The sequence below is a fragment of the Bifidobacterium coryneforme genome, from assembly GCF_000737865.1.
Taxonomy (GTDB): Bacteria; Actinomycetota; Actinomycetes; order Actinomycetales; family Bifidobacteriaceae; genus Bombiscardovia; species Bombiscardovia coryneformis.
The window spans coordinates 273,502-287,868 of record NZ_CP007287.1 but is presented as its reverse complement, the minus strand read 5'-3'; the positions used below and the strand labels follow the sequence as shown (position 1 = coordinate 287,868).

10 protein-coding genes and 1 tRNA gene are annotated in these 14,367 nt (G+C 58.0%); 5 read left to right on the top strand and 6 right to left on the bottom strand.

Features of this window, described 5'->3' with window-relative positions:
- Window positions 1–26: 26 nt before the first annotated feature.
- Window positions 27–1,484 carry a sugar nucleotide-binding protein gene (locus bcor_RS01005; RefSeq protein ID WP_033491360.1) on the bottom strand — a complete coding sequence of 486 codons (1,458 nt, stop codon included), beginning with the start codon at window positions 1,482–1,484 and terminating at the stop codon, window positions 27–29.
- Between the two features lie 114 nt (window positions 1,485–1,598).
- A complete protein-coding gene (rfbB, locus tag bcor_RS01000; protein ID WP_033491429.1) occupies window positions 1,599–2,618 on the bottom strand; it encodes a dTDP-glucose 4,6-dehydratase in 1,020 nt (339 codons plus the stop codon).
- A gap of 104 nt (window positions 2,619–2,722) precedes the next feature.
- Between rfbB and bcor_RS00995 the strand changes: the two genes are divergently transcribed.
- Both bcor_RS00995 and bcor_RS00990 read left to right on the top strand, forming a co-directional pair.
- Window positions 2,723–4,126: a DUF2142 domain-containing protein gene (locus bcor_RS00995; protein WP_148303928.1), complete on the top strand. Its 1,404-nt coding sequence runs from the start codon at window positions 2,723–2,725 to the stop codon at window positions 4,124–4,126.
- 94 nt (window positions 4,127–4,220) lie between these two features.
- Entirely contained in the window at window positions 4,221–5,660 is a 1,440-nt protein-coding gene (locus bcor_RS00990; RefSeq protein WP_081870298.1) for a DUF2142 domain-containing protein, read from the top strand.
- An 86-nt stretch (window positions 5,661–5,746) separates the two neighbouring features.
- Here the strand turns inward: bcor_RS00990 and bcor_RS00985 are convergent, their stop codons facing one another.
- The 3 genes from bcor_RS00985 to bcor_RS00975 all read right to left on the bottom strand — a co-directional run bounded on the left by bcor_RS00985 (window position 5,747) and on the right by bcor_RS00975 (window position 11,035).
- The gene (locus bcor_RS00985; RefSeq protein ID WP_033491357.1) at window positions 5,747–6,463 is read right to left on the bottom strand and encodes a glycosyltransferase family 2 protein; all 717 of its coding nucleotides are present in this window, start codon (window positions 6,461–6,463) and stop codon (window positions 5,747–5,749) included.
- Between the two features lie 164 nt (window positions 6,464–6,627).
- Window positions 6,628–8,781, bottom strand: a complete 2,154-nt coding sequence (locus bcor_RS00980; protein ID WP_052115184.1) for an RICIN domain-containing protein — start codon at window positions 8,779–8,781, stop codon at window positions 6,628–6,630.
- A 112-nt stretch (window positions 8,782–8,893) separates the two neighbouring features.
- Window positions 8,894–11,035 carry a DUF6541 family protein gene (locus bcor_RS00975; RefSeq protein WP_148303927.1) on the bottom strand — a complete coding sequence of 714 codons (2,142 nt, stop codon included), beginning with the start codon at window positions 11,033–11,035 and terminating at the stop codon, window positions 8,894–8,896.
- Window positions 11,036–11,179: 144 nt separating this feature from the next.
- On the opposite strand from bcor_RS00975, the gene bcor_RS07170 reads away from it, so the two are divergent.
- Window positions 11,180–11,674, top strand: a complete 495-nt coding sequence (locus tag bcor_RS07170) for a hypothetical protein (RefSeq protein WP_051875575.1) — start codon at window positions 11,180–11,182, stop codon at window positions 11,672–11,674.
- Window positions 11,675–11,717: 43 nt separating this feature from the next.
- Here bcor_RS07170 and bcor_RS00965 read toward each other — a convergent pair whose 3' ends face one another.
- Complete coding sequence (locus bcor_RS00965; protein ID WP_033498185.1) at window positions 11,718–12,434, bottom strand: metal-dependent transcriptional regulator; 717 nt, start codon at window positions 12,432–12,434, stop codon at window positions 11,718–11,720.
- 222 nt (window positions 12,435–12,656) lie between these two features.
- Between bcor_RS00965 and bcor_RS00960 the strand changes: the two genes are divergently transcribed.
- Window positions 12,657–14,099 carry an Nramp family divalent metal transporter gene (locus tag bcor_RS00960; RefSeq protein ID WP_081830733.1) on the top strand — a complete coding sequence of 481 codons (1,443 nt, stop codon included), beginning with the start codon at window positions 12,657–12,659 and terminating at the stop codon, window positions 14,097–14,099.
- 112 nt (window positions 14,100–14,211) lie between these two features.
- Window positions 14,212–14,299, top strand: a tRNA-Ser gene (locus bcor_RS00955).
- Window positions 14,300–14,367: the final 68 nt, after the last annotated feature.

The following is a 14,367-nucleotide window of genomic DNA, read 5'->3' as shown; positions in this document are numbered from 1 at the left end:
TAGCGGACGGGCCGGAAGCGAGCCGCTCAGCGGGAGTCGATGATGGACTGGACGTAATCCTCCAGGGCACCCTCCCAATCACCGGGATGGAAGCCGACGGCCCTGATTTTATCCAGGGAGAGGGCACTGTTGGTCGGACGCGGGGAAATAGGGCCGGTGGCTCCCGCGTAGTAGTCCTCGGTCGACACCGGTTTCACCTTGTCGCCGTTGCCATTGGTCTGCTCGAAGACGCGACTCGCAATCTCAGCCCAGGAGGTGATGGACCCCGAACCGGTCAGGTTGTAGGTACCGTATGGTGCCTGCGAATCCAGAAGGTGGAAGATGGCTGCGGCCATGTCTTCGGTGAAGGTCAGCCTGCCAACCTGGTCGTCCACGACGGTAACCGAGTCGAGACCGTCATCCGGGTCAGCCACTCGGTCGGAAAGCCCCATCATGGTCTTGACGAAATTATGCCCCTGACCAATCACCCAGCTGGACCGGAGAATGTAATGGCGGGGTATATTCGAGACCGCGATGTCGCCGGCGGCCTTGGTCTGACCGTACACTCCGAGGGGTGCGAAGGGCTCGGACTCAGCGTGCTCCTTCTGCTGCCCATCGAAAACGTAATCACTGGAGACATGCACCAAGGTCATGTTGTGTTCTTCCGCGACCCTGGCCAGCATTGCCGGCCCCACGGCGTTGGACTTCCATGCATCCTGCCGCCCCTGGTCCGTCTCGGCCATATCGACCGCGGTATAGGCACCGGCATTGATGATGGTCCCGTACAGACTCCAGTCGAACTGGTCGTAGGCCTCAGGATCGGAGAAATCGAAGTCCTCGATGTTCGTGAATTCGAACCCTTGGAGATCGTGGTCCTGCACGTACTGGCGGATGGCCTGCCCAAGCTGTCCGCTGGCACCGGTCACCATGGTCCGGCGCGGGGCCATAGGCTTGGCCTGGGCCAGCATGGGATGGTTCGTATCCGCTTCACTCAGTTCGCACTGATCAAGCGGTATGGGCCACTCGATGCCAAGCTGGGGGTCGGCGAGGTTGACGAAGGTATAGGTCTTCTTCTGCTCCAGGGACCAGTGGGCATTGACCAGATAGGTGTAGACCGTGTTGTCGGCCAGAGCCTGGAAGCTGTTGCCCACTCCCCTGGGCACATAGATTGCCTTGGAGGGGTCCAGCCGGGTGGTGAACACCTGTCCGAATCCTTCGCCTGGGCGGAGGTCAACCCAGGCACCGAAAATCTCACCGCTCCCGATGGAAATGAACTTGTCCCAGGGCTCGGCATGGATACCACGGGTAACGCCACGGCTGGCATTGAAGCTGATGTTGTTTTGCACCGGGTGGAAATCAGGCAGGCCGAGTTCCGTCATCTTGGCCCGTTGCCAGTTCTCCTTGAACCAGCCTCGGTTGTCACCGTGCACCGGCAGGTCAAAGACCAAGAGCCCGGGAATGTTGGTCTTGCTGACTTTCAGCTCTTTTTCAAAATCGAAAGACATGGTTACTACTCAGTCACTTTCTAGCGGAATCGGGAATCGCTCCTCAGAGAGGAATCAGTCACACACCGATCGACGCAGAAGGCAACCCCCACCCCCGACCGGTAGCGGACCTCGTCACTGTCCGTTACGTCGATACTTCTCTTCGGTGGCGGCTTTGGCGGGCTCCCACCAAGCCCGGTTGTTCCTGTACCAGTCTATGGTCTGCTCCAGGCCGCTTTCGAAATCGGTATGCGCAGGCTCCCATCCAAGCTCGGTACGGAGTTTGGTGGCATCGATTGCATAGCGACGGTCGTGACCGGGGCGATCCTTGACCTTGTCGAAGGCATCCTCAGGTTGACCCATGACTTTGAGGATGTCGCGCAGGACGTTGATGTTGTTGCGTTCCCCGTCCGCCCCAATCAGGTAGGTCTCACCCAGGCGCCCCTTGGTCAGGATGGTCCAGACCGCACTGGAGTGGTCTTCGGTGTGAATCCAGTCCCTGACATTGAGACCGTCGCCGTAGAGCTTGGGACGAATTCCATCCAGGATGTTGGTGATCTGGCGGGGAATGAACTTCTCCACGTGCTGGTAAGGACCGTAGTTGTTGCTGCAGTTGGAGATGGTCATGCGGACCCCGAAGGTCCGGTACCAGGCGCGGACCAGAAGGTCCGACGAGGCCTTGGTGGACGAATAGGGGCTTGAGGGATGGTATGGCGTTTCTTCGGTGAACCTTGCAGGATCATCAAGCGCCAGGTCGCCGTATACCTCATCAGTGCTCACGTGATGGTAACGGACATCGTACTTCCTGGCGACTTCAAGGAGTCTGAAAGTGCCCACCACGTTGGTCTCGACAAATGGCGCTGGGTCCTTGATTGAGTTGTCGTTGTGGGACTCGGCGGCATAATGCACGATGGCATCGTGACCTGGCACGATTTTATCAAGCAGATCCGCATCGCAGATGTTGCCGTGGACGAACTCGACCCTGTCCTCCGGCAGCCCCTCGATATTCTTCCGGTTGCCGGCATAGGTGAGCGCGTCCAACACGGTGACGTGCACATCAGGGTGATGGTCAACCACATAGTGCACGAAGTTGGAGCCGATGAAGCCACATCCGCCGGTCACAAGAATGTTCCTGGGTGAAAAGAAATCTGCCATGCGGACCATTATACGATACCGGTGCCTCCATTTTTATGTGTGCTAATGTACCCCTGTTGTATTCAGCTACGAGCCTCTATGACCACTAAGCAAAGGGGGCCTGCGTGAAATTGCAAGCCAAACGATTGAACAGTCACAGCACCTATGCAGTACTGCTCTTCCTTGTCATCTCCATTCTCGAAGGCACGGTCTTCCTGACCAACGTCGGAGCCCTGACTCTGCCGGATGGCGATATGCACGCAAACGCCTCATATGCCATGGCAACCGGACAGATCTTGAACCTGCCTGAGCGCAGTACGGACAAATTCGGGAACCCGGTAAAGAGCCAGCATATTTCCGGAGACTCCCGATACCTGCATAACAAGGCCATGCACAACGCCCTGGTGATGGACATCATCGGCGACCCCATGGCCACCGACCCCCATATGGCGAATCAGCGTCTTGCCGACCATCTGCCATCAACACGGGTAACCCTCCCGGACAAGTCATTCCCCTCGCGAACGAACCAGTACTTCCCCCTGGTCTATCTGCCCCAGGGGATAGGCGTTTGGGTTGGCCTGCACACCGGACTCGGACCCTACAACGTCTGGCAATGCGGAAGAATAGCGAATTTCATCTTCTACCTGTTCCTATTCGGCCTATCCATCGTGATGATTCCCAGGGGCAAGTACCTCATGGCTGTACTGGGGTCCCTGTATCCGACCATATTCATGGCGACCAGCCTTATGTCGGATGCCATGTTCATCAGTGTCTGCGCGTGCTTCATCGCTTACTTCTTCTCCCTTTCAACCCGCGATAGACCAGTAACCCGTGTTCAGATGGGTATCCTGATAGGGCTCACCGTCTGCCTCTTCCTCTTCAAGACGGTGTACGTGGCATTGGCTCTCCTGGTATGGGCCCTGCCGGGGTCGCTGCTGACGACGAAACGCAAGGCTACATTCACGGGATTGTCCGCTCTCATCACTCTCCCGATTTACGGCCTGTGGAGTTCGATCTATCAGAATGTACCGGCAATCGTCAGTATCTCCGACAACACCCACTTCATGTTCAGGCACCCTCTGAAGGTCATATTCACCATTTCCTGGAACCTCATGGAGTTCCCGAAGACCCTGATGAGAATCGGTTCTGCCGTCCTCGTCCCGACACTCTTCGTACTGGCGGCCTGGCTCATCCTGTTTATGTCCAGCAGGCCTGCACCGGTTGACCAGAGTTCCCCGACCGCCTCCGTGCGCCGGTACCGGTACATCTGGGTCTCTATGGTCGCTTTCTTCTGTGTGGCCTTCCTGGCATATCTCTTCCCCTATCTCACCTGGAACGATATGACGGTCATGAAGAACGCCCAAGCGATACAAGGATTCCAGGGCAGGTATCTCACCCCGATCCTGCCCCTCCTGACCTGCATATGCTTCTTCCCGCCCGAGAGGACGGCGGATGCCTTGCCCCCTCACAACGCGGCCGATACCATTGTTGGAGCTTCCGAAGCAGAGAGTTCTTCTCCAACGCGATAGCTATAATCCTTGACGTTGCTGATGCCCGTCTCTGTTGTCCAGCACCGGCAGGTACCGATTAACCACTGACTTACCGATCGGCAGGTATTCAAACATGGGAAAGCAGACAATGCAGGCTTTGAAGAAAAGCAGGGGGGCCATGCTCTTCTTCCTTGCGTTTGCCCTGTTACAAGGCAGTTTCTTCATCACTACGGTTGGGGCGCTGTCGTTCCCCGATCCGAACATCCATGCCTACGCCTCGTACTCAGCCGCCACTGGACAGATTCTCAACAAACCCGATCGTCAGATTGATGCGTACGGGAATTCAGTCAAAATCCAGCAGCTTCATGGCGACCCCCGCTTTCTGAGCCTTCAAGGATGCCAGAACGCGCTGGTAGTGACCCTTCTCAATCAGACCTCGGACTATGACCCAAAGCTCGAGGAGCAAAAAGCCGTTGACGGCCTGGCCCCGGGCGAAGAAGTCACCGTAGCCTCCCTTAAGGGCACAAACCGGGCTAACCAGTATTTCCCTGCAGTGTTCCTCCCCCAGGCAATAGGTATCTGGATAGGTCTTCACACCCATCAATCCCCCTACCAGACCTGGCAACTGGGACGAATAAGCAATCTGGTGGTTTACATCCTCCTGTTCTGTCTGGCCATCGCCATCATCCCCAGGGGGAAGATGTTCCTGGCTGTCATAGGTGCATTGCCGCATGGCATGTTCATCGCATCAAGCCTTATGGCGGATGCTCTTTTCATCAGCCTCTGCGCGGTGTTCATCGCCCTTTTCATGGCTATCACCACCCGCAACAAACCGGCATCGAGAGGGGAGATGGTGGCCTTATCAGTACTGACAGTGCTCTTGTTCATGTGCAAAACCGTCTATGCCAGTCTTGCGGTCCTCATTCTCGTCCTGCCCAGACGGATTCTCTCAACGAAGCGTAAGACCCTGTGTCTAGGTTCCTCCGCCCTTGCAATCCTGGCGATCTACGGCACCTGGTCTTCCTTGTACTCAACGGTTTGGGCAGAGGCATCCGTCTCCGAAAACCTGAGATTCGTGCTTCGCCACCCCCTCAAAATGTGCATGGCAGTTGCATGGAACTTCTTCATAAGGGGACCGCTGCATCTACTTAAACTTGGGGCTCCTTCAGTCCTCCTGGTAATCATACTGGGACTGGCATGGGGTGTACTCTTCCACAACTCTCACCCGACCCGACGGAAGGTCACATCGGCACGTGGGTTCATCAGCCTGTACCGTTACCAGATCGCCTCGGCTCTGGCCTTCCTGCTCCTCATCTACCTGGCCTATGCGTCCATGATGCTCACCTGGAACAACCTGCCGCAGATGAGAATCGGCGACCCCATCCAAGGAATCCAGGCAAGGTATTTTGAGCCTTTCCTGCCTCTCCTGGTCTGCACTGTCTTCCACCCTTCCGATGAAGACATAACGGATACGGAAGACCGTTCGACGGAATCGCACAAGGTTGGTTCAGCAACAAGGGGAATCGAAGAGCACGGGCCCGAAGAGAAAGCCCTCAAGCGCGAAACGGTCTGAATTCCCGATCGCTACGGCCTAATTGACTTCGCCATGGTCGGTAATCACCGACCATGTGGAGCATCGGAAGTCGTATTCCTTGCGCCTCAGTCGGCGGGTTGAATACCCTTGCGCTGAATGAAGCGGTTCTTGAAAATCCACTTCAGGTGACCAAAACCGGTCTTCAGATAGGACTGCTTCGTCTCTCCGAACCTGATACCCTGCCGTATCCTGACTTCACCGAAACGGGGACCCAGGTACTTATGGGCATTGAGCTTGATCTGAGGGGACAGGTTCCAATCGCCCTCCGTCAGATGAAGGGAGGGAACCACGTCACGCTCGAACACCCACATCCCTGATAGGGAATCGTGGATGACCTTGGCGTAGAGAAGGAACATTTCGAAGTTGAGAATCTTCACCCCGAGCTGGAGTTTCAAAGGAATGTTCTTGTCGGGATACCTGGAGCAGGAGGCGAAGCTGAGGCCACGCTCCTTCATGACACCCATGATGCGAGGGAGGTCCTCAATCGGGTACGTGCCATCGGAGTCCGCACACACGATGATCGAACTCTTGGCCTTGTTGATTCCAGTCATGTGGGCGAACCCATAACCGATTCCCGAGGCGACCCTGTCATCGACAAGCATCTCGAAGCGAGGGTTCGACCGCTCAATCTCACGGCCGACCTCTACGGTGTCATCACTCGACTTGTTGCTGACGCAGATTATCTCATCATAGAAATCCGGAATGTCGGCGACCATCTGAGCCAGATGCTTTGCCTCATTGCGGCACGGCATGACCAGAGAAACAGTCGAACCGCTCAACATGACTTGGTACTCCTTCGAATCGTATCTTCGTCTCATCGGGCAACCAGCCAACAGCAGTGCAGGAACGAAGGCGTGGCCAGGTCCCTCACATCATAGCCCACTCCCCTCACGGGAGAGGGTTCATCCCGGCCTCCTATGTGCCGCAAAGCCAACGGGTCAGCGTGTCAGCCGATGTTCCATTTCTGGTTGGCCTGCTCTCGGAATGTATAGGTGATGACAGGGGTACCCGGGTTGAGACCGCCACTGTGGATGTCGATAGCCTTATTGTTGAACATGCTGCGGATGGCATACCCGCCCTGGTACTTCTGCAGGTACCACACCTGATTGTACCCGCTCGTTTGGGTGTACTGAACGATATTGCCGCCGTCTCCCGGGAAACCGTACTGGAGGTCTAGATACATCTTGGAGTGCACAACCCTGATTTTGTATCTTCCATTGCCGGCATCGATGAACTCGAAACCCTGATTGGGGCCTCCGTTGTACGGCCATGTCTGCAGACGGGTATCACGAACCATGCTGCCGGCAGGCACATCAAGGCTGCTCCCATTCGCGTATGAACTGGTGATGGTTCTTTTACCACCGGGGATGGCTGCTGCCTGCATCAGTCTGAAGGCCTGGTTCTGACCACCGTTATACTGCCAAATCTCCATCTTGGTACCCAGTGCCATATTGCCGCTGGTCACGTCGAGGGCCACACTTCTACCGTCCCCGAGTGCGGAGATGATGAAGACATATCCCTCTGGTGACCGATAGAAGTACCAGCGCTGATTGGGTCCCCTATTGGTCGAGTACTGAATGACTGGGTTCCCATTACGGGTAGAGCCTGTACTGACGTCCAGGGCCTTGCCGGAGTTCTTCGACGTGATGATATATGACCCGTCGCCGTGCGGCTTTAGGTGGTACAGCTGGTTCCAAGCGTTGGTAGGTGACCATGTTACCAACTGAGTCTCGTCCTGGTGGCTGCCGGCCGGTACGTCCAGATACCGGTCGGGAAGGGCCGAGCCGATGAAATAGTCACCTTCGGTTATGTCCGTGATTCTGTCGGCTGGGGAGAGCTTGGCCACGTCTCCCCCTACGCTCACCGGATTCCTGTTCCCGCAAGCGTTCAGATCCACGCTGTTGCCGATACCGTTGATTCTGCCGTTATCCGCATACTGCCAGCAACGCTGATTGGCAGAGAAGTTGAAGCCTGTGCGAGCACCATAACTGGCCACCCAGTGGGTCCTGGAGCGGATGGTGCCGCTGTTCAGAGCCGTGTTCAGGTAGTAGGTATAGGAGTAGATCGAGAGATTGTTATACCCCGCGGACTGCAAGCGGTTGTACCAGGAGTTGACGATGCTGTCGTACACGGCGGGTGACGTCGGAGGGGCATGGCCGGTCCAGGCCCACTTCTCCAGGTCATAGTAGACAGGGTAGGTCAAATCTCCGGGCTGCACACCCGCACGACGAAGAAGATCCACCGTGCCGTCTCCCTCGGCCCAGCCGGTATTGCCGTCATAAGCGTAGGAGTAGAGGTAAAGACCGAAGGGGATACCAAGACGTTTGCACTCATTGATGTTGTATAAGGCCGTACTGTCGAAGCCGTTTCCCCATCCGTATCCGATACGGATGATGGCGCCTTCCACACCAGCGGCACGGGCCGTCGCCCAGTCGATTCGCCCCTGCCATTGAGAGACGTCGATGACGCCCTTCGCCTGCTGAGCGAACAGGGTGCCATCTGCCTCGAAGAAGGCCTGGGAGCCGTTGTGTGTTCCCCAGTGGGCCCCATATGCGTTGTTGCCCAGCGAGGCGGTTTTCGCAACAGCTTCCGACCTCCCCTGCGGGCGGTAAACACCACTTCTCGCTACGGAGGAGTACCTATCGCCGACCTGCCGTTGAGCGGCCGGATTTACCGACCCTGCCCGGTCGGACTCGTCCAGCTGCTCCTTGACTTCACTGACGGGAACCGGAATGAAGCTCTTTCCTCCGGTCTTGGCCAGGGGATCTGCCGGATGGTCCGGAGTACCAACGACCGAGGTATCGGTCACCGGCTGGCCGGTAGTGATATCCCTGGCCTCGCCCTGGTCGGTGACGGCCACACTCTTGGATACCATCGTGGCCTCTTCGGGAATGGAATCATGGATGGTGTCAGGAAGCATATCGCGCGGTACGGCACCCGTCTCCCCTGTCGCCGTGGAGTAAGTCTGGTTGCCCGGCTGGCTCGTCAGCCCGGCCGCATGGGCCCGATTCACACCCGCGAACGGCATCAGGGCCAGGAGAGCTGTAACGGTTCCCGCCGCACAGGCTCTGCCCAGGTGCCTTTTCCACTGCAATCCCATATCCGACACCAGTCACACGCTCCTTGCATGGCGACCACTCGAACCCCAAGAAGGAAGGTACCTCCTGCCTCCTGTTGCTGGGAGTCCTTGTCAATCACAACTCGTAGGATAATCAGATTACCTGTATCTTTCTGACGGACACGCACACCCCAGGGAAGAGAACAGAAGATTCGCAAACAGCAAGGTCATACCGGCTTCCGAGTTCTGACGAGCCTGCCCACATCATGCGGGAATAGGGCAGCACGGCCAAAGACGGCGGTGCGAACATGCACAGGCAGAAGCAGGAGACGACTTGGGTCACCGGCAGGCGAACCGGTAGAGCGCCCAGTGCTCCCCGTCGCCGGCAGGAGCGCCAAAGTCCTCCACCTTCTGCAAGGCACCCGAACTTGACATACCCGTCAATGAGGTTCTGATCATGGAAGGGGTCATACTGGGCCCTGTAGGTGAACATGTGCAGGTCGGGTGCCTGAGGCCCCATGGTCAGGAAGTACTTCGGAGCCGCGACGGCGCCACCGGGGCCATGCTGGGTGAAGCTGGGATCCACCGGACAGACCGTGGTCAGGAGCCTATCGGCATCACCTGAGGCAAAGGCATGTTCAACCTCCCCGAATACCTTGCCGTTTTTGGTGTCCATAGGATTGTAGACAGGGTAAAGCATGTTGAGCCCATACAGGGTCATCCCATACATGGAGCCGTTCAGGGGGTCGGAGACAATCACCGCATCATCCTGACCGGCCCGGTTCCTGACAGTGGTCAGCGCCTCGAACTTGGCCCTCGTCAGCTGCGAGTGCGGATCCTCCCTGTCCAGGACTGTGTTGGCCTCAGCCAGCAGAGCCAGATCATCGCGTCGAGGATTGTATATATTCCCCGCCACGACCAGGACCAGAGAGAGTGCAGTAACCGTCAGGACCCGGAAGGCACCATTCACGGCCGGCGCAGACAGCCAGTCCGTGGTCACATCCGTCGAACCTGTCAGGACCTTCTTGCCGCACTTCCACACCGCCGGCTGGGGATTCAAGAGGCAGCGCGCCCCGAAAACAAGGAGGGGGATTATCGCCAGGGGCAGCATGGCCAGGGGTCTGGTTTCACCTCGGTACCAGGCTGCGGTCAGGATATTGGCAAGGGGGCCGGAAACCGCCGCACTGCAGACGTAAATCAACCCGATCAGCAGGAAGGAGAGGACCAGGGACAGCCCTTCGCGGAAACGCCTGCCACTCAGCAGGAGTGAGGCGGCCAGGGCCAGCACGATGCATACCGCCATGAGCAGACCAGCGAACCCGGACAGGTTCCCGGTAAAGAGGACGCCTATGGCATCGGGCAGACTTCTGGTCGGCTGGAAGGTATGGAACCACGTGGACGGATGCAGGTAGTCCTTTCCATGGTCCCGACGCATCACGTAGACGGCAAAGAGGGCTGCTGCCAGGCAGCCGAATCCGGCCGCCCCTGCAATCAGCTTCCAGGAAAGGCGGAAGAGGATGAAAAAGACCATGAGCACCAGGTAGGTGAAGGCAATCCGCGGATGGGCAAGGAGTACAAGGACCGCCAGAGCCAGGTTGACCGGCACCCAGAAGACCAGCCCCCTGCCTGGGGTATCCGGCTTCCTCCGGTCAGCAATTGCATCCATCAACCTCAGCCCGGAGTATAGGGAGAACGGCAATAGGGCCGTTGCCAACCCGTAGGCGAAGAGAGGGCCCGCGTCGAACAACCAGAAGGGGAAGGCAGCCGACGTTACCGAAAGCACCGGCACCAGGAGGCACATCCCCGCAACCTGCAACCTCGGCATATCACCGAAGAAGTAGGAGCACCAAAGCAGCATTCCCGCAGGGAAGAGCAGGCCCGAGGCAAAAATCCAGACCAGGTTGAGCCCGGTGAAGATGTTGACCGTGCAACCGAAGAAACCGGCCACCTTGATCAGGCAGTAAACCATAAGATGGAAGAGCGGCGGGTAGAAGGAGTCATTGGGATTCAGCTCGAAAGCGACTGGGAGCCCATTTCGAAGAAGTTTGCGAATGAAGTAATAGTGGGATGGGGCGTCAATGGCCTGGATGGGCATATTCCACATCTCCCAGGTCTTGGGGAACCAGGCGACGACCAGTCCGAACGCCATGGCCACCCCGGCCACCGAGGCAAGAGGAACCAGCCAGGCAGACTTCAAGAAGCGCGGCCCGGCCGCATGGGGATGGGCAGTACCCGATGGGACATCCGGCTCTACAGGTCCGACCATGTCCACCGAGTCGACTGTCTGAGACGTCATATCCATCCTCCCGTAGGGCAGCAACTGCATATGAGACTACACGTAGGGCGGTCCCGTCCATCCCCATCCGGATAAGATCACGTCTGCGATTACCGGAGATACGATTACCTGAGAACACCAATTACGTCCGAAAGGTGCATGAGCATGTCGAAGTCCATTGCCGTGATCTCCCTGATTGGCGACTGGCTCCTCTTTTCCTTCCCGCTCTATCAGGGACTTATGGAACTCAAGGAGTTCAAGGCACTCTTGGAGGAATTCAAGCAGGTCAGCAAACGATGGAGCCCAATCTCACCATGGTGGTGGCTGATTCCGCCCCTCAAGGTCCACAAGGAACGAACACGTGGCAACAACATCCTCCGAGAGGCGGCTGATACCAAGCGCGAGCGCCGCCAGGTCGTCAACTTCCTGGACAAGGCCACGGCCTGGTACTTCGTGGCTCTGGCCGGCTGGCTGAAGATGATTGCCTCCTTATACGAGCTCCTGGAGCAGTATGAGGTCGAGAGCGTCTGGATCCTGGTCGGACTGGTGTCCATCCTGACGGCTGGCGGCATCTTCAATGCCCATTACCGAATCGACTCCAGGCGCGTGGTCAAGAAAGAAACGGAGCTCGACTCCGGCATCGAGCGGGTTGAGGAATAAGGGCCGCTCGGCGCTCCTGACACACGTAAACGGACGTAAAACCCTACGCGAGGACCGGACTGACCTGAATCAGAGCAGCCTGAGCGAAGTTCAGCTGCAAATCTTCGCCCTGCTTTCCGACGGCCTGGTCCGGCTGATCCGCAGGATCGGTCACCACCCGCAGCGTGACCGGCTCTTCCTCTTGTTTGCGGACCACCTGAAGCAGGGTCCCATGGCCGATTCCGTGCTTGCTCAGGTACCTCAGCATCGTCGAGTCCTCATCGCTGACACGGTGCACACGGATGGTGTTCCCCTCCTCCACTTGCGAGAGGGGCTGCGTCTCGGGGATGACCGGGATGGTCCCGGTTTCAGAAGGTATGGCATCACCATGCGGGTCCAGCGTGGGGTGGTCGAGATACTGATCGATTTTCTCTATCATCTTGTCGGAAACGGCATGTTCCAGGGCATCCGCTTCCTCATGCACCTCGTCCCAGCTGTAATCCAGCACCTCAACCAGGAAGGTCTCCAAGAGTCGGTGGCGGCGGACCATCGTAACGGCAGAGCGTACCCCGGCAGGGGTGAGCCCCACCTTCCCATACGGCTTGTGCTCCACCAGACCGGCATCAACCAGCCTGCTCAGGGCACCGGAAACGGTGGACAGCTTCATCCCCGTCCGTTCGGCCACCGCCGAAGGTTGGACCGGACCCTCGTCCCACTCCTGCAGGTCCCAGATGACCTTCAGGTAGTCCTGGGCATTGGCCGAAAGCTGCGTGACATCCATGTTGCACAGTTTATAGCATGGCGATTCACACCCTCTTCGCCCCGGCGGCAGGATATGGCCGCTCCATCTATGCAGATGGCATGACCGGCCGGGCGAGATGTTGGCAGGGTCACAGGACAATCTTCCATAGGGGATGGAAATATCGGCAGGGCATCATTAGACTTCGAAGGGTCGAAGTTTTACCGAGGGCCGTCAGGCAGACCAGATTCCCAGGAAGGTGCCATGCTGAAATCAGAGGCAAGACAAGCAGTAGAGTCCGTACCCCGGGGCGGCGCCGACCAGGCCAATCCGGCCAGCAATGAACCGGGCCGGGGACACTCGATCATCGAGACCGCCAACGGTCGTTCCCTGGAGGAAATCAACGCCACGGTGGCAGTGCCCAAGTCCACCACCTCCTTCTGGAAGAACCTTGCGGCCTTCTCCGGTCCAGGTGCCCTGGTGGCCGTAGGCTACATGGACCCCGGCAACTGGATCACCTCCATCGGCGGCGGGGCCCAGTACGGCTACCTCCTCATGAGCGTCATCCTCATATCCAGCCTGATTGCCATGATGCTCCAGTACATGTCAGCCAAGCTGGGCATCGTGACCGGTCTGGATCTGGCCCAGGCCACCCGCCTGCATACCGGCCGCAAACTCAGCTTCGTCCTCTGGATCTGCACCGAGCTTGCCGTCATGGCCACCGACATCGCCGAAGTGATCGGCGGGGCCATTGCCCTCAAACTCCTCTTCGGTATCCCCCTGGTGCTGGGCGTGGCCCTGACCGTTCTGGATGTTCTGATACTGCTCCTCCTGACCAAGATCGGATTCCGCCGAATCGAGGCCATCGTGGCCACGCTGATCCTGGTCATCATGGTTGTCTTCGTCTACGAGGTAGTCCTGGCGCGACCCGACCTGCCTGCCATGTTCGAAGGATTCGTGCCCACCCCGGAGATTCTGGGCAAGGGGCAGCTCACCATGGCACTGGGCATCGTTGGTGCCACGGTCATGCCCCACAACCTCTACCTCCACTCCTCCATTGTCCAGACCCGCGACTTCGACAGGGAGGACGAGAACCAAGTCTCCAACGCGGTCCGATTCGCCACCTGGGACTCCAACATCCAGCTCACGGGCGCCTTCATCGTCAACTGCCTCCTCCTGGTACTGGGTGCCGCCATGTTCTTCGGCCACGGTGAGGGACTGGACACGTTCACCGCCCTGTACAACGCACTGGGCGACAAGACCATCGCCGGACCTGTGGCGTCAGGACTTCTCTCCACCCTCTTCGCCGTGGCCCTGCTGGCCTCCGGACAGAACTCGACCATCACCGGCACCCTGACCGGACAGATCGTCATGGAAGGCTTCATCCGCATGAGGATCCCACTCTGGTTGCGCCGCCTTGTGACCCGTGTCGTCTCCATTATCCCCGTCCTTATCTGTACCATCGCCTTCGGCGGCAAGGAATCCGCCCTGGACAGCCTCCTGGTTTACTCCCAGGTCTTCCTCTGCGTGGCCCTGCCCATATCCATGGTCCCCCTGGTCTGGTTCACCTCCTCCAGGAAAATCATGGGGAAGCATGCAAACCCCCGGTGGATGGCCTTCCTCGCCTGGATTATCGTGGCAATCCTGACCGGACTGAATCTCCAGCTGGTCATCCAGGATGTGGGCGAGCTGATTCAGATGCTCTGATTTGCGGGCCGGTGATTCCACACGCCAAGGCCTGCCAAATCCGGCACCTATGTTATAGTTTCTAGTTGTGTCGTTACGACAGGTTCATACGAACTGGTCGCAGCAGACATCTGGAGGATTCGCCTAGTGGTCTATGGCGCACGCTTGGAAAGCGTGTTGGGTTCACGCCCTCACGAGTTCGAATCTCGTATCCTCCGCCAACAAGGGTTTTGAACAATCGTTCAAAGCCCTTTTATCATATCTGATAACGACAATATTCCGTGCTTCT